The organism is Ruegeria sp. CI1 (assembly GCF_056536925.1).
The window spans coordinates 48,520-68,418 of record NZ_JBQFQP010000009.1 but is presented as its reverse complement, the minus strand read 5'-3'; the positions used below and the strand labels follow the sequence as shown (position 1 = coordinate 68,418).

19 protein-coding genes and 1 pseudogene are annotated in these 19,899 nt (G+C 58.6%); 11 read left to right on the top strand and 9 right to left on the bottom strand.

The window, feature by feature from the left end:
* Window positions 1-8: 8 nt before the first annotated feature.
* Genes hpaD through hpaH form a run of 3 tightly spaced genes read left to right on the top strand, consistent with a single transcriptional unit; the run spans window position 9 to window position 2,527 of the window.
* Window positions 9-863, top strand: coding sequence for a 3,4-dihydroxyphenylacetate 2,3-dioxygenase (gene hpaD / locus ACR0LZ_RS12175; protein ID WP_480750078.1), 855 nt, complete (start codon window positions 9-11; stop codon window positions 861-863).
* A 12-nt stretch (window positions 864-875) separates the two neighbouring features.
* Entirely contained in the window at window positions 876-1,730 is an 855-nt protein-coding gene (locus ACR0LZ_RS12170; protein ID WP_480750077.1) for a fumarylacetoacetate hydrolase family protein, read from the top strand.
* Entirely contained in the window at window positions 1,727-2,527 is an 801-nt protein-coding gene (hpaH, locus tag ACR0LZ_RS12165; protein ID WP_480750076.1) for a 2-oxo-hept-4-ene-1,7-dioate hydratase, read from the top strand. Before ACR0LZ_RS12170 ends, hpaH begins: the two co-directional genes overlap by 4 nt.
* 9 nt (window positions 2,528-2,536) lie before the next feature.
* On the opposite strand, the gene ACR0LZ_RS12160 is transcribed toward hpaH, so the two are convergent.
* The 4 genes from ACR0LZ_RS12160 to ACR0LZ_RS12145 form a co-directional block, all read right to left on the bottom strand.
* On the bottom strand, window positions 2,537-2,881 hold the full coding sequence (locus ACR0LZ_RS12160) for a RidA family protein (RefSeq protein WP_480750075.1): 345 nt from the start codon (window positions 2,879-2,881) through the stop codon (window positions 2,537-2,539).
* A gap of 99 nt (window positions 2,882-2,980) precedes the next feature.
* Entirely contained in the window at window positions 2,981-4,012 is a 1,032-nt protein-coding gene (locus tag ACR0LZ_RS12155) for a TRAP transporter substrate-binding protein (protein WP_480750074.1), read from the bottom strand.
* Between the two features lie 61 nt (window positions 4,013-4,073).
* Window positions 4,074-5,579, bottom strand: a complete 1,506-nt coding sequence (locus ACR0LZ_RS12150; RefSeq protein WP_480750073.1) for a TRAP transporter large permease — start codon at window positions 5,577-5,579, stop codon at window positions 4,074-4,076.
* Window positions 5,579-6,097: a TRAP transporter small permease subunit gene (locus tag ACR0LZ_RS12145; protein ID WP_480750072.1), complete on the bottom strand. Its 519-nt coding sequence runs from the start codon at window positions 6,095-6,097 to the stop codon at window positions 5,579-5,581. The genes ACR0LZ_RS12150 and ACR0LZ_RS12145 overlap by 1 nt, the downstream gene beginning before the upstream one ends.
* A gap of 184 nt (window positions 6,098-6,281) precedes the next feature.
* On the opposite strand from ACR0LZ_RS12145, the gene ACR0LZ_RS12140 reads away from it, so the two are divergent.
* The 3 genes and pseudogenes from ACR0LZ_RS12140 to ACR0LZ_RS12130 all read left to right on the top strand — a co-directional run bounded on the left by ACR0LZ_RS12140 (window position 6,282) and on the right by ACR0LZ_RS12130 (window position 8,151).
* Window positions 6,282-7,148 carry a MurR/RpiR family transcriptional regulator gene (locus tag ACR0LZ_RS12140; RefSeq protein ID WP_480750071.1) on the top strand — a complete coding sequence of 289 codons (867 nt, stop codon included), beginning with the start codon at window positions 6,282-6,284 and terminating at the stop codon, window positions 7,146-7,148.
* A gap of 63 nt (window positions 7,149-7,211) precedes the next feature.
* Window positions 7,212-7,747, top strand: a pseudogene (locus tag ACR0LZ_RS12135) (IS6 family transposase).
* 77 nt (window positions 7,748-7,824) lie between these two features.
* The gene (locus tag ACR0LZ_RS12130; RefSeq protein WP_480750070.1) at window positions 7,825-8,151 is read left to right on the top strand and encodes an Hpt domain-containing protein; all 327 of its coding nucleotides are present in this window, start codon (window positions 7,825-7,827) and stop codon (window positions 8,149-8,151) included.
* 3 nt (window positions 8,152-8,154) lie between these two features.
* On the opposite strand, the gene ilvA is transcribed toward ACR0LZ_RS12130, so the two are convergent.
* Both ilvA and ACR0LZ_RS12120 read right to left on the bottom strand, forming a co-directional pair.
* A complete protein-coding gene (ilvA, locus tag ACR0LZ_RS12125; protein WP_480750069.1) occupies window positions 8,155-9,381 on the bottom strand; it encodes a threonine ammonia-lyase IlvA in 1,227 nt (408 codons plus the stop codon).
* A 60-nt stretch (window positions 9,382-9,441) separates the two neighbouring features.
* Window positions 9,442-10,209 (bottom strand): hypothetical protein, encoded by a 768-nt coding sequence (locus ACR0LZ_RS12120; RefSeq protein ID WP_480750068.1) that lies wholly within the window; start codon window positions 10,207-10,209, stop codon window positions 9,442-9,444.
* A 138-nt stretch (window positions 10,210-10,347) separates the two neighbouring features.
* Here ACR0LZ_RS12120 and ACR0LZ_RS12115 point away from each other — a divergent pair, with 138 nt between their 5' ends.
* From ACR0LZ_RS12115 to ACR0LZ_RS12105, 3 genes are all read left to right on the top strand, one after another.
* Window positions 10,348-11,574 carry an argininosuccinate synthase gene (locus ACR0LZ_RS12115; protein ID WP_480750067.1) on the top strand — a complete coding sequence of 409 codons (1,227 nt, stop codon included), beginning with the start codon at window positions 10,348-10,350 and terminating at the stop codon, window positions 11,572-11,574.
* Between the two features lie 32 nt (window positions 11,575-11,606).
* Window positions 11,607-12,011, top strand: a complete 405-nt coding sequence (locus tag ACR0LZ_RS12110; protein WP_480750197.1) for a DUF1810 domain-containing protein — start codon at window positions 11,607-11,609, stop codon at window positions 12,009-12,011.
* A 73-nt stretch (window positions 12,012-12,084) separates the two neighbouring features.
* Window positions 12,085-12,369 carry an SCP2 sterol-binding domain-containing protein gene (locus ACR0LZ_RS12105; RefSeq protein WP_480750066.1) on the top strand — a complete coding sequence of 95 codons (285 nt, stop codon included), beginning with the start codon at window positions 12,085-12,087 and terminating at the stop codon, window positions 12,367-12,369.
* Window positions 12,370-12,418: 49 nt separating this feature from the next.
* On the opposite strand, the gene ACR0LZ_RS12100 is transcribed toward ACR0LZ_RS12105, so the two are convergent.
* Window positions 12,419-13,132, bottom strand: a complete 714-nt coding sequence (locus ACR0LZ_RS12100) for a sulfotransferase-like domain-containing protein (protein WP_480750065.1) — start codon at window positions 13,130-13,132, stop codon at window positions 12,419-12,421.
* Window positions 13,133-13,293: 161 nt separating this feature from the next.
* Between ACR0LZ_RS12100 and msrA the strand changes: the two genes are divergently transcribed.
* Window positions 13,294-13,956 carry a peptide-methionine (S)-S-oxide reductase MsrA gene (gene msrA, locus ACR0LZ_RS12095; protein ID WP_480750064.1) on the top strand — a complete coding sequence of 221 codons (663 nt, stop codon included), beginning with the start codon at window positions 13,294-13,296 and terminating at the stop codon, window positions 13,954-13,956.
* On the opposite strand, the gene ACR0LZ_RS12090 is transcribed toward msrA, so the two are convergent.
* Together ACR0LZ_RS12090 and ACR0LZ_RS12085 are read right to left on the bottom strand one after the other, a co-directional pair.
* Window positions 13,953-14,828, bottom strand: a complete 876-nt coding sequence (locus tag ACR0LZ_RS12090; protein WP_480750063.1) for a ribokinase — start codon at window positions 14,826-14,828, stop codon at window positions 13,953-13,955. The genes msrA and ACR0LZ_RS12090 overlap by 4 nt on opposite strands.
* A gap of 3 nt (window positions 14,829-14,831) precedes the next feature.
* Window positions 14,832-17,087 (bottom strand): NADP-dependent malic enzyme, encoded by a 2,256-nt coding sequence (locus tag ACR0LZ_RS12085; RefSeq protein WP_480750062.1) that lies wholly within the window; start codon window positions 17,085-17,087, stop codon window positions 14,832-14,834.
* A gap of 161 nt (window positions 17,088-17,248) precedes the next feature.
* On the opposite strand from ACR0LZ_RS12085, the gene mutS reads away from it, so the two are divergent.
* Complete coding sequence (mutS, locus tag ACR0LZ_RS12080; RefSeq protein WP_480750196.1) at window positions 17,249-19,864, top strand: DNA mismatch repair protein MutS; 2,616 nt, start codon at window positions 17,249-17,251, stop codon at window positions 19,862-19,864.
* The last annotated feature ends 35 nt before the right edge of the window (window positions 19,865-19,899 follow it).

Here is a 19,899-nt window from a genome sequence, read left to right as displayed (position 1 = left end):
AACCTAAAATGGGAGAAATCGTACTCGCCGCCAAGATGACCCACGTGCCGACATTGTTGATGTCGGAGCAGGAAGGTCCGATCAAGGGCAAAAGGCAGCCCGCCATTGACGGCCACCGCGAAATCGCCCGCCGCGCCAAGGCGTTGGGCGCTGATACCGTCGTGATCTGCGACACTCATTGGGTGATCAACGCAGGCTTTCACATCAATGCGAACGCCAGGTTCGAAGGGTTGTTTACCTCGAATGAGTTTCCACAATTCATTCAGGATTTGCCGTACTCCTACGACGGCAATCCGGAGCTTGGCGACGCCATTGCCAAAGTGGCATCAGACAAGGGTGTCTATACACTTGCGCATCACCTGGACAGTCTGGAACTGGAATATGGCACATTGGTGCCAATGCGGTTCATGAGCCGCGAACACGACATGAAGGTCGTCTCGGTCGCCGCCTGGGCCACCGTACATGACCATTCCGAAAGCCGCCTCATCGGCGAGGCGATCCGCGAGGCCGTCGAAGCCAGCGACAGCAAGGTGTTGCTTGTCGCCTCTGGCTCTTTGTCTCACAAGATCTGGGCCAACAAGGACTATGCCGCCAATAACGGCACCTTTACCATCAGTTCCGAGTTCAACCGCCAAGTCGACCTGCATGTACTGGAGATGTGGAAGAATGGCGATCACGCGACCTTCCTGAAGATGCTGGGTGATTATGCGACCTTCTGTTGTGGCGAGGGATCCATGCATGACACGTCGATGCTGTACGGTGCGCTGGGATGGGACGACTACACAGGCAAATGTGAGGTCGTGACCGAGTATTTCCCCTCATCCGGCACCGGGCAAACCAACGTCATCTTTCCGGTTCAATAGCAAAGGCAAACCATGCGATTTGCGAGTTTCATTGCCGAGGGCAAGACATACTATGGCGCTATCACCGACGGCGGCGCGGTAGCCCTGTCGCCGAACTTCCCCAATTGGCCCACACTCCTTGACGTCATCCGGGATGGCGGATTGGATCAGCTTGAAGCCGCCGCACAGGGTCGTCCGGTCACACACACCGATTTCTCTTACGATATTCCGCTGCCCAACGCGCCTCGCATCCTGTGTGTCGGGGTGAACTTTCCCGACCGAAATTCAGAATACAAAGACGGCAGTGCGCAACCCAAGTATATGTCCCTGTTCCCACGTTTCGCCAGCGGATTCACCGGACACAATCTGCCTCTGATCCGCCCGCCGGAGAACCACACATTGGACTACGAAGGCGAGGTGGCAATTGTCATCGGCAAGACCGGACGTCGCATCAAGGCTGAGGATGCATACGGACACATTGCCGCGCTGACGCTGTGCAACGAAGGCACCATTCGCGATTGGGTCCGGCACGCGAAGTTCAATGTCACGCAAGGCAAGAATTGGGACAAATCCGGCGCGCTTGGCCCTTGGTTGGTCCCCTTCCGTGATCCTGCCCAATTGGACGATGCCCGGATCATAACGAGGGTGAATGGCCAAGAACGCCAAAACGACACCCTCAACCGCATGATCTTCCCGATCCGCGAGGAAATCGCCTATATCTCTACCTTCATGACGCTGCGGCCCGGTGACATCATCATCACCGGAACACCAACCGGTGCGGGCGCGCGGTTCGATCCACCACGCTACCTTGAACCGGGTGACGTGGTCGAAGTCGAAGTTGGCGGCATTGGCATCCTGCGCAACGGTGTGGCAGACGAACAGCCATGACTCCGCAAGATCACGCCCGTGCCGCCGCCGATTTGCTGACCGCCGAACGCGAGCGTACCCAGATCGGCCTGCTCAGCCTGCGCCATCCGGACATGACCATGGATGACGCCTATGCCATACAAAATGAAATCCAGCGCGCCAAACTGGCGCAGGGCCGAAAGGTGATCGGCTGGAAAATCGGCCTGACATCGAAGGCCATGCAATATGCGCTGAACATCGATATTCCCGACAGTGGAATTTTGTTCGACGATATGGCGTTCGAAAACGAAAGCACGGTGCCAAAAGGGCGGTTCGTCCAGCCCCGGATCGAGGCTGAGATCGCGTTTGTGATGAAATCCGCCATCGGCGGCGTAAATGTCACCCGCGAAGAAGTCATTGCCGCCACTGACTGTGTCGTGCCTGCACTCGAAATCCTTGATACCCGAATTCTGCGGGTCGATCCGGACACCGGAACAGCCCGCAACGTATGCGACACGATCAGCGACAACGCCGCCAATGCCGGGATCGTTCTGGGTGCCGAACGACACGCCATCAACGCCTTTGACCTTCGCTGGGTTGGCGCCCTTACATTCCGCAATGGCGAGATCGAGGAAACCGGGCTTGGCGCCGGTGTTTTGAACGACCCCGTCGAAAGCGTCGTCTGGCTGGCCCGCCGCATGGCGGAGTTCAGCCAGAGGATTGAACCCGGTCACATCATTCTATCGGGCAGCTTCATTCGACCCGTGGAATGCCCTTCCGGTTCCGAGATTCATGCGGATTTCGGTCGCTTCGGCTCGGTCGAAATCGGCTTTGAGTGAAAACGCCCGTTACTTCTCGGCGGCCGTGACGATGATTTCGACGCGCAGTGTGTCGCGCGCCAACCTGGCCTCGCCGCAAGCGCGCGCGGGGGCGTGGCCCTCGGGCACCCAAGCATCCCATACAGCGTTCATCTCGGCAAAATCGGCCATGTCCGCCAGCCAGACGATTGCCTGCAAAATCCGGGTTTTGTCCGTTCCCGCCTGTTCCAGCAGCGCCTCGACACGGGACAGGCAATCGCGCGTCTGATCCGCGACGGTCTCACCGTCTCCTACCTGACCGCACAGGTAGACGGTGCCATTGTGCTTGACGATCTTGCTCATGCGCTGGCCGGTTTCGATGCGTGTGATGGTCATTCCGAAAGCTCCTGGTTTTTTCGGCTCTATGAACCTTGCAACCCCACCGGTCAATGCGATTTTTGCCCTGACCCACACGCGCAGGTCAGGGCAGATTGGTCAGCTGTAGCGATAAGGCCTCCCGGCCTTTTGCATGTCGGCGTTATACTGTTTGAATATCTGGACCACCTTGGCCTTGGTCTCGGATTCGGCGGCGATCTCGTCCCAGAATTTCGTTGCGGCGGCTTCGACTTGCGCCCATTCCGCATCCGGAATCGAGGTAAGCTGCATCTTGGTTCCGTTGACCCGTAGCGATGCCTCGCCGCCCCAATACCACCACTGGCGATAATAGTGGGATTGCTCACAGCATACCTTGAACAACAGCTTCAGATCCTCCGGCAATTCCTCCCAACGTTCGTTATTGGCAAAGAAGTGGCCAATCCACGCCCCTGAAATGTTGTTGGTCAGGAAATAGTTGGTCACATCCGCCCAACCGACGGTGTAATCCTCGGTAATCCCGGACCAGGCAATACCATCCAGTTCGCCGGTCTGAACCGCAACTTCGATATCCTCCCACGGGAGGGTGACAGGCACCACGCCGAACTGGCTAAGGAACCGGCCTGCGGTCGGGAAAGTAAAGACACGCTTGCCCTGCAGATCGGCCAGCGAGTTGATCGGGTCCTTGGTGGCGAAATGACAAGGGTCCCACGAACCGGCACTGATATGCTTGACGCCGACCTTGGAATATTCCTCGTCCCATATTTCGTTCAGGCCGTACTGATTGAACAGTACAGGCACATCCAGAGAATAACGCGAAGCAAAGGGGAAATACCCGCCGAAAACTGTCACTTCGGTGGGCGAGGCCATCGAGTCGTCGTCCGATTGCACCGCGTCGATAGTGCCCCGCTGCATGGCGCGAAACAACTCGCCGGTGGGCACCAGCTGATCGGCATAAAACAGCTCGATCTGCATCCGGTCTCCGGCAATCTGGTTGAACAGGTTGATCGCCGGATCGACCACATGTTCGGCCAGCGCAGGGCCGGCATAGGTCTGCATCCGCCACTTGATCGTCGATTGCGCCAGCGCCGGTGCGGCCAGCGATGCCGCAGGAACAACTGCGGCCCCTTTCAAAAACTTACGTCTTGTCGTCATTTTCTCTCTCCCAGTTGAAATCAACGAATTGCTCTCTCATAAGCCCCGGTTCGATCCGGGATCATTTGTTGTAAACGGCCTCCGGCAACCACAGTGCGATCTGCGGAAACACCATGATGATCGCCAGCGCCAGCGCCATCACCAGCACGAAGGGCAGGATCGACCCATAAATATCGCGCAGAGTAATGTCTGGCGGCGCCATGGCTCGCATCAGAAACAGGTTATAGCCAAATGGCGGTGTCATATAGGCGATCTGAGTCGTGATCGTGTACAGCACACCGTACCAGATCAGGTCGAATCCCAACGCCTGCACCAACGGCACGTAAAGCGGCGCCACGATCACCAGCATAGCCGTATCGTCAAGAAACGTGCCCATTACGATGAAACTCAGCTGCATCAGGATCAGGATCATCCAGGGGCTCAGCCCCAGACGCTCGGTGAACAGGTTCTCGATGGCGCGCACCGCCCCAAGCCCGTCAAACACGGCGCCAAAAGCCAGCGCCGCCAGAATGATCCACATGAACATGCACGAAATACCCAGCGTCGAGCGCACCGAGGTCTCGAAAACCTGCCGATTCATCCGCCCTTTCAGAACCGCCGCGACAAAGGCCGTCAGCGCACCGATGGCGGAACTTTCCACTAGGGAAGTCCAGCCGTTCACGAACGGGATCATCATCGCGGCAAAAATCGCCAGCGGCAGGACACCTGCGAAAAGCAGACGGTATTTCTCCTTGAGGAAGACATCCTTGTAAAAGGCCGGGGTTTTTCGGGTGGCAAAAGACAACGCACCAATCACTGCAGCGATGCCGATTGCGGCCTTGGCCGTCACTGCACCCAGGCCCAACAACGCCGGAACGGCGACAACGCCCAGCAAGGCAAGATAGTTCAGGCGCAAAGGATGGTCCGTAGTTCGTTCATATTCAGCCAGGTTTTCGCGATCCATGGCCTGACCCAAAGCAGGGTTCAGTTTGCAACGGATGGCGATGTAGAGAATGAACATAGCCGCCATCATCAGCCCCGGAATGACACCTGCCAACCATAGTTGTCCCACCGGCTGCCGCGCAATCATCGCGTAAAGAACGAGCACGACAGAGGGCGGCACGAGAATACCCAGGGATGAACCAGCCTGAATGACACCAGTCACCATGCGCTTGTCATATCCGCGCTTCAACAGTTCCGGCAGGGCGATCGTGGCGCCAATCGCCATACCCGCTACGCTCAGACCGTTCATAGCAGAAATCAGGACCATGAGGGCAATCGTACCAATTGCCAGACCACCGTTCAGGCCGCCCATCCAGACATGAAACATCTTGTACAGATCGTCCGCGATTTTGGATTCCGACAGGACATATCCCATAAAGATGAACATCGGCAGCGTCAGCAGCGGATACCATTTCATCAGCTTCATCGCCGCAGCGAAACCAATGTCGTACCCGCCCCGGTCGCCCCACAGAAGCAGCGAGGCCACCACGGCCACAAACCCGATGGCACCGAACACCCGTTGCCCGGTCATCAGCATCAACATCATGGTCGAGAACATGACAATGGCGATCATCTCGTAAGACATCAGATCGCCTCCCTCGGGAGGTCATCGCCCTTGATGCGCAGGATATCCTTGCACAACTCCGATACCGCCTGCAGCAGCATCAGAATCAGGCCCACCAGCATGATCACCTTGATCGGCCACAGGTAGGGTCGCCAGGCCGTCGGGCTGCGTTCACCGTATTGCAGCGAATAGCTCAGACTATCCCACCCGCCATAGATCAGCACGCCCAAATAAAAGATCAGAAACAGAACCGTAAACGCATCCGTCCACGCCTGCCGTCGGCTGGACCATTCGCCATAAAGCAAGTCCATCCGCACGTTCGACCCCATCTGGATCGAATACGGCCCGCCGAGGATGTAATAGGCCACCATCGCAAACTGCGCTACTTCCAGCGTCCACAACGACGGTAGAAAGAAAGTCTTGGAGATCGACGACCACAACAGGATGCCCATCATCACGAAGATGCCGTACATCACCACCCGGCCGATCCAGCGGTTTATCCCGTCGATGAACGAGACGTATCTCCGCATGAAATTCATGCCCGTTTCCCTGTTTTACTGACCGTTCCTCGGATGGGCCCGGTTCCGTTATCTTTGCGGCGCACGTGACTCGCGCTCTTGTCTCACATTGGGAGCCTTGGGCGCTCAGTTGTCAACAAACTTTCTGTAGACATGACTACATCAATGCCTACTCTGTAGAAAAAGCTAGATTTGAGGATACCCCGTGATCCCGACGACAAAGCTTGTGAAACAGATGCTGCAAGAAGGCATCGACGACCTTACCCGGTCCGAGCGGCAGCTTGCCTCGGTACTTCTGCAGGACTACCCGATGGCAGGGCTGCAATCGATCACCAAACTGGCAGGCGCTGCCGGGGTTTCGACGCCGACGGTAATCAGGATGGCGCGCAAACTGGGATTTGACGGCTTTCCTGATTTGCAGGAATCCCTGCGCAATGAGGTGGCCGCCCGGATCAAGAAACCGCTTTCCAAACGCGGCCCGTGGGTTGAAGAGGACACCGCAGAACACCCCTTGCCCCGTTTTGCGCAAGCCGTTTGGGCAAACATGCGCCACACGTTGGAACGCATCAACACGGCGGAATTCGATGCTGTTGCCAAATTGCTGGCCGACACCACCCGCCACCTCTATGTCGTGGGCGGGCGAATTACCCGTTCCAACGCCGATTATCTGTTCAACCACATGCAGATCATCCGGCCCAATGTGACCATGCTGGGCAATTCCACCAATGTCTGGCCGCAGTATCTGTTGGACATGGATGGCACGTCTGTTCTGATCATCTATGACATCCGCCGGTATGAGGCCCATCTCGAAAAACTGGCCGATATCGCCTCAAAGCGTGGGGCGACCGTTGTCTTGTTCACCGACCAGTGGGGATCTCCCATCGGTCGCAGGGCAAACATCACCTTTCACGGACTGGTCGAAGCACCTTCGAGTTGGGATTCGACCATTGCGTTGCAGTTGATTTCCGAATCCCTGATCGCCCAGGTTCAGAACGCGCGATGGGAAGAAAGCAAGGAGCGGATCGAGGAGTTGGAGGCGATGTTTTCTTCGACCCGCTTGTTTCGGCGATAGAGAGGGTGTTGTCACGCCAAAGGTCGTTCGGCTGGTCATGTCCGCGGTTGGACGCAAGTGACTTTGAAGAGGTCATCGTCGATTAGCTACAAGCGCTACCGGTTTCCACCTCAGATCATCGCGCACGCGGTATGGTTGTACGCTCGTTTCAACCTGAGCTTCCGGGAAGTTGAAGAGATGCTGCTGCAGCGCGGGATAGATATGTCCGAAACTGTCCGGCGTAGGTCATCAAGTTCGGACCGCTGATCGCTCGAAACTTGTGACGCCAACAGGGTCGCCCAGGCAATGTCTGGCATCTTGATGTGGTTGTCGTGAAAATCTCTTATCGCAAATATTGGCTTTGGCGCGCGGTCGATCAGCATGGCGTCGCTCTGGACGAGCTCCTTCAACAGAAACCGTACAAACGGGCGGCAAAACGGCTGTTGCCCCGCCTGACAAAGCGTCTTGGTTTCCTTCCCAAGCGGATCATCACGGACAAACTGCGTTCTTATGGTGCCCCCACGCGCCGTCGCTCCGCCCTCACAATCCGATATCGCCGCCTCGAAGCACTTGACGCCTGCAATCCGAATGCCAGGATCTCTATCTGCATCGCAAGTTAGCGTGACAAAATCCCTTAACGTCATGTTTACCCGAAACGCCCTACCACAGCATGAACGAGACCACAAAAGGGTGCGCCATGATCCATTGGCCAAGGGTCAAACAGTTGCGGGACGAAGTCGGCGCGGACGAATTCCCCGAAGTGGTGCAGATCTTCATGGAAGAGGTGCAGGAAATGCTCGACCGCATCCGCGCCGATGCGGATCGGTCCGAACTGGAACGAAACCTGCATTTCCTCAAGGGCAGCGCCCTGAGCCTGGGATTTCAGGCCTTTTCCAAACTGTGCCAGGATGGTGAACGTCAATCCGCCGCCGGCGATGCGGAATTGGTGGACCTAGAGGAGATCACCAGAACCTTTACCGTCTCCCATTCTGCATTCCTGACCGGCTTGGCACAGAATAAATAACCGTCAGATCACGAACTGAGCCAGCGTCTCATCCTCGGTGATATCGGTATAGGTGAACCCTGCGTCATCAAGGTGCGCAAACAGACGCACGAAATTTTCGAGCTTGCTGGTCTCGATTCCGATCAGAACCGAACCGAAGTTGCGCGCCGATTTTTTCATATATTCAAAGCGGGCAATGTCATCCTCGGGCCCCAGAATTCCCAGAAACTCTTTTAATGCACCCGGACGTTGCGGCAGGCGAAGGATAAAATACTTTTTCACGCCGGAATAGCGCTGGGCGCGCTCTTTGACCTCGGGCAAGCGTTCGAAATCGAAATTGCCGCCCGAAGTGACGCAGACTACGGTCTTGCCCCGGATGAAGCTTTGCACATCCGCCACTGCTTCGACTGCCAGTGCACCTGCGGGCTCCAGGACGATACCTTCTACGTTCAGCATCTCCATGATCGTGGTGCAAATGCGGTCTTCGGACAGGACCAGAACGTCCGACAGGTGGCGCGATTTCAGCAGTTCAAACGGCCTGTCACCGATCCGGCCTACCGCAGCCCCATCAACAAACGTGTCCACCCGGCCCAGCGACACCGGATGCCCCGCCGCCAGCGCCGCTCGCAGGCAAGCGCCGCCCTTGGGTTCGACGAACAAGCAATGCGTGCGGTCGCCAAACCATGTCGATACCCCCGCCGACATGCCGCCGCCACCAACCGGCAACAGAACGTGATCGGGCACGCCGCCAAGCTGCTCTTCGATCTCGACCGCCAACGAAGCCTGCCCCTCGATCACGTCCTCATCGTCAAAGGGCGACAGGAAATGCCCGCCCTGCCGAGCGCACCATTCCTGCGCCGAGGCCAGCGTGTGATCGAAATAGTCACCGGTCAGATGGATCTCGACATTGTCGCCACCGAACATCCGGGTCTTCTGGATTTTTTGCTGTGGCGTCGTTACCGGCATGAAAATCACGCCCCTGACATCCAGATGCCTGCACATGAATGCGACGCCCTGCGCGTGATTGCCCGCGCTCGCACACACGAACAGGTCCTGCCCCTCCTGCTTGCGCATGGCGTTGAAGGCACCGCGGATCTTGTAGGATCGCACCGGGCTAAGGTCCTCGCGCTTGAGCCAGATATCGGCATCATATTTTTCGGACAAGTGCACGTTCCGCTGCAGCGGCGTCGCTGGAAAAACGGTTCGCATCGCCTGTTCGGCGGCGCGGGCGCGGGTCATGAAATCAGTCATGCCGAATTCCCTGCCCCATCACCGTTGAAAGGGCAAGGAATACATATGTGTACCCGCAGCTTACCGTAGCTCGCGTCCCTCGACAAAAACGCCGTACATCGTGGTCAGGATGCTGACATTTATCAGCGGAAGGATCAGCAGAGAGGCGAACAGAACCAAAAGCGGGCCTAGAACGGGAACAATCATCAGGACCGTGCTGACAAGCTGAACAACCACCTGAAACAGGAACGAAGCGATGATCAGAACAACGACGGTTCCTGCCGTGCCGGTCGTTTTGTTCCACGCCGCCGACATGCTCAGCGGTTGGCCGATTGCGGCAGCAGGCAGAATGATCGCCAGTGGAAACAAAACAACGAGAATGAACAGCATATAAGCGATCATCACGATGATTGGCAGCCCGGCGGACCCACCGCTGACGGCCGCAAGCAAAAACGCCATTGGCAAAATGGCAATCAGCCCCAACAACCCCAGCAAAATACCGCGCCCGAAATAGGCCAGTATTCGGTCAAACCGGAACTCGGGGAATATCCCGCTGCGATATTCTTCCAGCAGGATGAACCGATGCCAGGATACCGCAATCCAGAACATGACCGTCCAGATGATCAGCATGAAAATCGAAAGGAACAGGAAAAAGCTCCCAGTCGTAACCCCTGGCGGCAACTTGGTGGTGCCTTCGTCAAACACCTCTGGTGTGATGCCCAACGCAAAAAAGGCACCTACTATCAAAACCAGCGCTACCAGAACCGGCCCAATCGTGATCTGAAGAACCTGCTTGAGATTGCCGAAAACCATACGTACCGAATGCAGAAAAATACTCCAACCCAACATAAAAACCGCTCCCTCAACCATTTGTTGTAAGTTCCTGCTTGTTTCACCCGATTTACTATCATGCGTCAATGCACTCCGCTTGCCCCCACGTTCAAAACCCGTTAGGGGCCAATCGTCTTACGCATAAGGGGAAGTCAGATGTCCGCGCCCAAGAAAGTTGTTCTGGCCTATTCCGGTGGCCTTGATACTTCGATCATTCTGAAATGGCTGCAGACCGAGTATGGGTGCGAGGTCGTGACCTTCACCGCCGATCTCGGTCAGGGCGAAGAGCTGGAACCCGCCCGCAAGAAGGCCGAGCTGCTGGGGATCAAGCCCGAAAACATCTATATCGAAGACATCCGCGAGGAATTCGTCCGTGATTTCGTCTTCCCGATGTTTCGTGCCAACGCGGTCTACGAAGGGCTATACCTGCTGGGCACGTCAATTGCCCGCCCGCTGATCTCGAAACGCCTGATCGAGATTGCGCAAGCCACCGGCGCCGATGCCGTCGCTCACGGCGCAACCGGCAAGGGCAACGATCAGGTGCGGTTCGAACTGGCGGCTTACGCGCTGAACCCCGAAATCAAGGTGATTGCCCCCTGGCGCGAATGGGATCTGACCAGCCGAACCAAGCTGCTGGAATTTGCCGAGCAGAACCAGATTCCGATCGCCAAGGACAAGCGCGGCGAAGCTCCGTTCTCGGTCGATGCGAACCTGCTGCACACCTCGTCCGAGGGCAAGGTTCTGGAAGACCCGGCCGTTCAGGCGCCTGACTACGTCTATCAGCGCACCGTCCATCCCGAAGACGCGCCGAACGAACCCGAGTTCATCGAAATCGGTTTCGAAAAAGGCGACGCGGTCAGCATCAATGGCGAAGCGATGAGCCCGGCCACGATCCTGACCAAGCTGAACGAATATGGCGGTAGACACGGTATCGGTCGTCTGGACCTTGTCGAGGGCCGGTTCGTGGGCATGAAGTCTCGCGGTATCTATGAGACGCCGGGCGGCACTATCCTTCTGGAAGCGCATCGTGGGATCGAGTCGATCACCATGGATCGCGGCGCGATGCACCTGAAAGACCAGTTGATGCCGCAATATGCGGAACTCATCTATAACGGGTTCTGGTACAGCCCCGAGCGCGAGATGCTGCAGGCCGCCATCGACAAGTCGCAAGAACACGTGACCGGCACCGTTCGCGTGAAGCTGTATAAAGGTCTGGCTTCGACCGTGGGCCGCTGGTCCGAACACTCGCTCTATTCCGAGGCGCATGTGACGTTTGAGGAAGACGCCGGTGCATACGATCAAAAAGACGCGGCGGGCTTCATCAAGCTGAACGCCCTGCGCCTGCGCCTGCTGGCCACGCGCAACAAGCGCACTGCCAAGTGATCGACGACGACGGCATAAACGACGAACTCGACATGTTCATCGAGGCGCAGGACACGGTTTGGGCCGCTGTCCTGCGCGAACTGACCGAGGGCCGGAAAACCAGCCACTGGATGTGGTTCGTATTTCCGCAATTGGCCGAACTGGGCCGGTCCCACATGGCGCAGCTCTACGGGATCGAGGATCTGGACGAGGCCACCGCCTATCTCGATCACCCGGAACTGCGCCGCCGCCTTGTCGAGGTCAGTCGTCTGGTGCTGACCCACAAAGACAAGAACGCCTCCGATATCCTCGGCGGCATCGACGCCAAGAAACTGCGCTCCTGCATGACGCTCTTCACCGCCGTCCCCGGCGCGCCCGGCGAGTTTCAGGATATCCTTGATTGCTTCTACAATGGCGAAGCTTGCCCCCTGACCCTGACCGCGATCCAGCACAGCTGAACGCTGCCGCTTGGTCATCCTTGCCTTGTTCCCGGTGTCTTTCTAACGCTTGCGTAAACGACAAGAGGTCACCATGGCGCTTGAAGACATTGCAAACGGCATCCAGTCCGGTCTGACCGGCAAGACCTTCGACGGTACGCTGAAATTCGACTGCGGCGCAGATGGCGTCATTGTTCTGGCGGAAAACGCAGCCTCAACTCAGGACCGCGACACCGACTGCACGATCCGGATCTCAGCCGAAAACCTGACCAAACTGCTGACCGGTAAACTCAATCCGATGACCGGGGTGATGATGGGCAAACTCAAGATCACGGGCGATATGAGCGTTGCCATGAAGCTTGGGCAATTGTTAAAATAACTGCTCTCGGTTTTCCACAATGTGGCAGCGGCTGTTCCCCCAACGCGACTCAGAGTTTGGCCGCCTTCATCTTCTCATAATACGGCAGTGCCCCGTCCAGCACCGGCTGCAACTTTTCCGGTACCAATGGCAATTCCCCTTCGGGACCCGCAAAACCGGTCGAATTCCAGACCGAACCATACCAATGCGCTGCCCAGACGCCATCGTCGGGATGTCCGCCCCTGGGCCAGTTCAGCATATGCGGTGACCACGGGACGCCGATCGCATCACACAGTTTTTCCAACATCCCAGCCGGGTCTTCGCGAATGTCGTGGCTGTCGATCACCACTGGCTCACCGCCCCAGTCGCACACCTCGTCGAACAGTTCGGCCTGCTGCCAGAACCCGATATCGTCCAACGTCGGATTTTCGCGTTTGGCACCGTAGCTTGCGATCACCCGCGACGGGTGACGGATCAGGAACACGTTTCTCACGCCCCTCATCCAGTCGCGCGGAATTCCGGGGATCATGTGCTGGGTCATGTGCTTCTGATACCAGAACGGGCGCGCGCCAGGGTTTGTCCCGGCCAGCCTTGCAGCTACCTCAGCCGGGTCCCGCGATTGCGCCGCCAGAATCTCTTCGCGCATCGGATGGTTCAGCCCGGTCATCGCAAGATAGGCCGCGTAAAACGGCTCGTCGATCACCGCGCAATCGGTGCGAGCTCCGAAACTGTACATCATTGCCGTCGACAAGTTGCGCGGCCCCGACCACATCGCGATCTTCACGACGATACCTCTTTGTTCTTCTCTCCCAATTGGCGGCAAGCTAGTCGCGAGGGCCCGCGAGGCCAAGGGGTAAACAACGCTTCACCTGTGTGTGAGAACACATGTCAGCGGATTGTTTTGTGCGCAAAGCGGATGCAGCCTGATTGCAAAGGAGATCCGCCATGACCTTGACCCGTGATTTCAAAGCCTTTGCCCTGTTCACTTTGATCCTGATCGCCGCCGCGTTGCGCTGCCTGCCCGCCGTTGCCGCCGAGACCCGGACTCTGACGGTGGCCGGTGGCTGTTTCTGGTGCGTGGAATCCGATTTCGAACACGTCCCCGGCGTGATCGAGGCGGTGTCGGGATATACCGGCGGAAAAATCGATGACCCGACCTACAAACAGGTCTCCGCCGGGGGCACCGGCCATTACGAGGCGGTGCAGATCACGTTCGACCCGGCTCAAGTGTCGCGCGACACATTGCTAAGCCTGTTTTTCCGCTCGATTGATCCAACCGATGCCGGCGGTCAGTTCTGTGATCGCGGCGAAAGCTACAGAACCGCCGTTTTCGTCTCTAACACGGACGAAAAGGCCATTGCCGAACAAGCCAGGGCCGATGCACAGGCAGCCCTTGGCCAAGAAATCGTGACCCCGATCCTGAACAGTTCGACCTTCTATCCGGCCGAGGCCTATCATCAGGACTACTACAAAGGCACCAAATTGGTTCTGACCCGGTTCGGCCCCAAGCGTCAGGCAAGCGCCTACAAGGCCTATCGCAAAGCTTGCGGACGCGATCAACGGGTCAAGGAACTTTGGGGCGACGCCGCGCCATTTGCAGGAAGTTAATCCAGCTTCGTATTCCGGACTTCCTCCAGACCGGGGATGACGTCCGCCGTGCCGTGCCGCGTGACCATGATGGCTGCGGCACGCATCGCTTGGGAAATCGCCTCCGCCATCGGCAACCCCGCGTCCATCCCGGCCAGCACATAGCCGGTAAAGGTATCGCCGGCCCCGGTTGTATCCACTGGCTGCACTTTGAAGGCCGGAAAACCCTGCGATTCACCTTTGTTAGTGTCAAAGTACCGCGCGCCCCTTGACCCAAGTGTCACGACCACCTGCGCCACCGGCAGTTGTTGCGGTGCCAGTCCGGTCGCGGTCTGCAACTGCTCTGCCTCGACCTCGTTCAGAATCAGAAAATCGATATGAGGCAGTACGGCCCTGACCGCCTCTGCATCGAATGGCGCCGCCGCGTAACAAACCTGCAACCCCAGGTCGCGCCCCATCTTCGCAGCCTCAACCTGCATGTTGGTTTCGTTCTGCAATACCAGCAGATCACCCTTCTGCGCGTGGTCCAGCGCCTGTTCCAATTGCGCCAAGGTGATCTCGCGGTTCGCACCGGGAAACAGCACGATCAGGTTTTCACCCGACTGTTCGACCGCGATAATGGCATGGCCGGTCGCCACTTCCACCTGTGCGACGTGACGGGTATCGACGCCATAACCCGACAGCCGGTCAATCGCCCAGCGCCCTTCAGGCCCGACCGCACCGATATGCCGAACTTCACCCCCGGCCCGCGCCGCCGCAACCGACATGTTGGCCCCCTTGCCACCCAGAAACCGCGACAAATCCGTTGCCGCCAGTGTTTCACCCGGTTGCGGCAGGTGCGGCACGGCATAAACCATGTCCGCATTGATCGAGCCGAGGTTCCAGATTGCCACGGTCTACCCGATCTTGGCCGAGGCCAGAACGGCCATGTTCAGAATGTCGTTGGCTGTCGACACGGTCGAACAGATCTGGATCGGCTTGTCGATCCCGGTCAGGATCGGCCCGATCACCGTTGCACCCGCCATTTCCTGCATCAATTTGGTCGAAATCGAAGCCGAGTGTCGGGCCGGCACTATCAGGATATTCGCAGGCCCGGTCAGGCGCGAAAAGGGATAGGCCTCTTGCGATCTGGCATTCAGCGCCACATCGACGGTCATTTCACCCTCGAACTCGAAATCGACCCCGCGCGCCTCCAGCACCCGGGGCGCTTTGTACAGCTTCTCGGTACGTTCCGAGACCGGATAGCCAAAGGTCGAGAAACTGACAAAGGCGACACGCGGCTCCATCCCCATGTGGCGGGCAACGTCGGCGGCCCGCTCGGCAATGGTTGCCAGATCCTCTTCGGATGGCCATTCATGCACCAGTGTGTCACCGATCAGAACGATACGACCCTTGTGCATCAGAGCAGTAATGCCAGCCGCGCCATGAGCGGCGTCGGCATCAAACACATGGTTGATCTGATCCAGAACATGCGCTGATTTCCGCGTTGCCCCGGTCACCAGCCCGTCGCCATGGCCGTGCGCCAGCATCAGGGCCGAAAACACGTGCCGATCCCGCGCCGCCAGACGATGGATGTCCTTGCCGTCAAAACCCTTGCGCTGCAGGCGCTTGTACAGGAACGCCTTGTAGGCCTCCAGATGCGTTGTATTCGCCGCATTGACCACCTCGATCTCGCGCACCGCGTCGCCAAGGCCCGCAACCTCCAGCTTCTGCTTGACGTCGTCCGGTCGGCCAACGACCAGCGCTTTGCCAAAGCCCGACCGCTGATAGGTGACAGCGGCGCGCAGCACCCGTGGATCGTCCCCTTCGGCAAAGATCATCCGGCTTTGCGCCTGACGCGCCCGTGCGTTGATGCCGCGCAGGATGCTGGCCGTTGGGTCCATTCGCGATTTCAAGCCCAGTTCATAGGCATCCATGTCGATGATCGGCCGCCGTGCGGCGCCCGTATCCATTCCGGCACGGGCCACGGCGGGCGGAATCCGGTGGATAAGGCGCGGGTCAAACGGCGTCGGGATAATGTAATCGCGCCCGAATGTCAGGTTCCGGCCATAGGCCATCGCCACTTCGTCCGGCACATCCTCGCGCGCCAGACGGGCCAGGGCGTGAGCACAGGCAATCTTCATCTCGTCATTGATGGCCCGGGCGTGGATATCCAGCGCGCCACGAAACAGGTACGGAAAGCCAAGAACGTTGTTGACCTGATTGGGATAGTCGCTGCGCCCGGTGGCCACGATCGCGTCCACGCGGACTTCGTGTGCCTCTTCCGGCGTGATCTCGGGGTCGGGGTTGGCCATCGCAAAGATGACCGGGTTGTCAGCCATGCTGGCAACCATCTCCTGCGTGACCGCGCCCTTGACCGACACACCCAGGAACACGTCCGCGCCCTTCATCGCATCTTCCAGTGTGCGTAACTCGGTCACGATCGCATGCGCAGATTTCCACTGATTCATGCCTTCGGTCCGACCCTGATAGATCACACCCTTGGTATCACAGACGATACAATTCTCATGCCGCGCACCCATCGCCTTGAGCAGCTCGATACAGGCAATCCCGGCAGCACCGGCACCGTTCAGGACAATCTTCACATCCTCGATCTTCTTGCCCGAGATATGCAGCGCGTTGATCAGGCCCGCCGCACAGATCACCGCCGTCCCGTGCTGGTCATCATGGAAGACCGGGATATCCATCTCTTCCTTCAGGCGTTGTTCGATGATGAAGCACTCGGGCGCCTTGATGTCTTCCAGATTGATCCCGCCAAAGGTCGGCCCCATCAGGCGCACCGCACGGCAGAATTCATCCGGGTCTTCGGTGTCCAGCTCGATATCGATCGAATTCACGTCAGCGAACCGTTTGAACAGGACCGATTTGCCCTCCATCACCGGTTTCGAGCCCAGCGCCCCCAGATTGCCAAGACCCAGAACCGCCGTCCCGTTCGAAATCACCGCCACAAGATTGCCCTTGTTGGTATAGTCATAGGCCGTCTCGGGGTTGGCCGCGATGGCTTCGCACGGCACTGCCACGCCAGGGCTATAGGCCAGTGACAGGTCTCGCTGCGTGGTCATTGGAACTGTGGCCTGCACCTCCCATTTGCCGGGGGTCGGTTCCAGGTGAAAGGCAAGCGCCTCTTCGGGGGTGATCTTCGCTTTGGGCATGAGATATGTCGTTTTCCGCGCTGTTGGGCTTTTCCGCCTCTTACAGCAGGCAAGCGCCCGCCTCAACGACAATGCGTTTTCGCCTTTCGTCGCAGTTTACGGATTTGTAAGGTCCCCCCGGAACACGCCGGGAGATGTCAGTCTTGTCCAACGTCACGCCAATGATGGCGCAATATCTCGCAATCAAAGAGGCCCACGCCGATGCCCTGCTGTTTTACCGGATGGGCGATTTCTACGAGATGTTCTTTGAAGACGCCATGAATGCCGCCGAGGCGCTGGATATCGCGCTGACCAAACGCGGCAAGCACAATGACCAGGACATTCCGATGTGCGGGGTTCCGGTTCATTCTGCCGAAGGATACCTGCTGACACTGATCCGCAAGGGCTTTCGCGTTGCCGTCTGCGAACAGATGGAAAGTCCGGCCGAGGCTAAGAAAAGAGGCTCTAAATCAGTGGTAAAGCGCGATGTCGTGCGCCTTGTCACCCCCGGAACCCTGACCGAAGACGCGCTGCTCGAAGCGCGCCGACACAACTTTCTGGCCGCCTATGCCGAGGTTCGTGACCAGGCCGCCCTGGCCTGGGCGGATATATCGACAGGTGCGTTCCACGTGATGCCCCTTTCACCCGTTCGGCTCAGCCCCGAACTTGCGCGGCTGGCCCCTTCCGAACTGATCGTCGCTGACGGAATGGATGGAAAGCTGGTCGAAACCACCCGTGACCTAGGCGTTCCGATCACCCCGATCGGGCGCGCAAGTTTCGACAGCACAACTGGTGAAAAGCGTATCTGTACCCTGTTCGCCGTGGGCGCGCTGGACGCGTTCGGTACATTCGACCGCGCCGAGGTCGCAGCGATGGGCGCTCTGGTCGACTATCTGGACATCACACAAAAAGGCAAACTGCCGCTATTGCAGGTGCCCCAGAAAGAGGCCCAGGACCGCGTAGTTCAGATCGACGCCGCCACCCGCCGCAATCTGGAAATCACCCGTTCGTTGTCCGGTGGCCGCGCCGGCTCTCTGTTGTCGGTCATTGACCGCACGGTGACGGCGGGCGGCGCGCGACTGCTGGAACAACGCCTGTCCAGCCCGTCCCGATCGCCCGATATCATTCACGCCCGTCACGATGCGGTAGGTTTTTGCGTCGAAGAGACCCTTCTGGCCTCGGATCTGCGCGAAGCATTGCGCAAAACCCCGGATCTGGACCGCGCCCTGTCGCGGCTGTCGCTTGATCGGGGCGGACCGCGCGATCTGGCGGCCATCCGTAACGGGCTTTCACAGGCGGAACAAATCGCTGGCCTCTGCGCCGCTGACGACTTGCCTTCGATTCTGTCCGATGCAGTTCATAGCCTGACCGGTTTTGATGACCTGCTCGGGCTTCTGGACGCCGCGCTTGTCGCTGAACCCCCGCTGCTGGCCCGCGATGGCGGTTTCATCGCCGCTGGCCATGACTCGGAACTGGACGAGGCCCGTACTTTGCGCGACCAGGGCCGTTCCGTCATCGCCGGGTTTCAGCAGAAATACATCGATCACACCGGCATCGCCTCGCTGAAGATCAAACACAACAATGTGCTGGGCTATTTCATCGAAACCACAGCAACCCACGCCTCAAAGATGCTCGGCGCTCCCCTCAACACTACCTACATCCATCGCCAGACAACCGCCAATCAGGTGCGCTTCACCACGGTCGAGCTCAGCGAAATCGAAACCCGCATCCTGAATGCGGGCAATCTGGCGCTGGAGATCGAAAAGCGGCTCTATTCAGGGCTTTCTGACGCCATTCTCGATCAGGCGGCACGACTGAACCAGGCGGCACGCGGCCTGGCCGAGCTTGACCTGACCGCCGCGCTGGCCGACCTAGCGCGCGGGGAAAACTGGTGCCGCCCCACCGTCGACACATCCCGCGCCTTTGACATAAAAGGCGGCCGTCACCCTGTGGTCGAACACGCCCTGCGCCAACAAGGCGGGGACGCCTTCATCGCCAACGACTGCGATCTGTCGGCCGAGAATGGCGCCGCAATCTGGCTTTTGACCGGCCCGAACATGGCCGGTAAATCAACTTTCCTGCGCCAGAACGCGCTCATTGCCCTGCTGGCGCAAATGGGCAGCTACGTGCCGGCCGACACCGCCCATGTCGGGCTTGTCAGTCAACTTTTCAGCCGGGTCGGTGCATCCGATGATCTGGCACGGGGGCGCTCGACTTTCATGGTCGAGATGGTCGAAACTGCCGCCATCCTCAATCAGGCCGACGACCGCGCGCTGGTCATCCTCGATGAGATTGGCCGAGGCACAGCCACTTATGACGGCCTCTCCATTGCCTGGGCCACGCTGGAACACCTGCACGCATCCAACAAATGCCGCGCCCTGTTTGCCACCCACTATCACGAACTGACAGCCTTGGCCGGCAGCCTCGAAGGCGTCGACAATGCCACCGTCGCGGTGCGCGAATGGGAAGGCGAGGTCATTTTCCTGCACGAGGTCCGCAAAGGCGCTGCCGACCGGTCCTATGGTGTACAGGTCGCCCAGCTTGCAGGCCTGCCGCCCTCGGTCGTCGAACGCGCCCGCGTCGTACTCGACCAGTTGGAGAAATCCGAACGTGAAGGCGGCAGGCAAAAAGCGCTGATCGACGATCTGCCTCTCTTCTCCGCTGCACCGCCACCGCCGTCGCCAATGCCGAAATCCTCGCCTGTCACTGACATTCTCAAGAATGTCCTGCCCGACGAACTCTCCCCGCGCGAGGCGCTGGACCTGATTTACAAATTGAAAGAGGCGGCCAACACCTGACCGCCCCTTCATCTTTTGAAGAATACTCTCGCCGG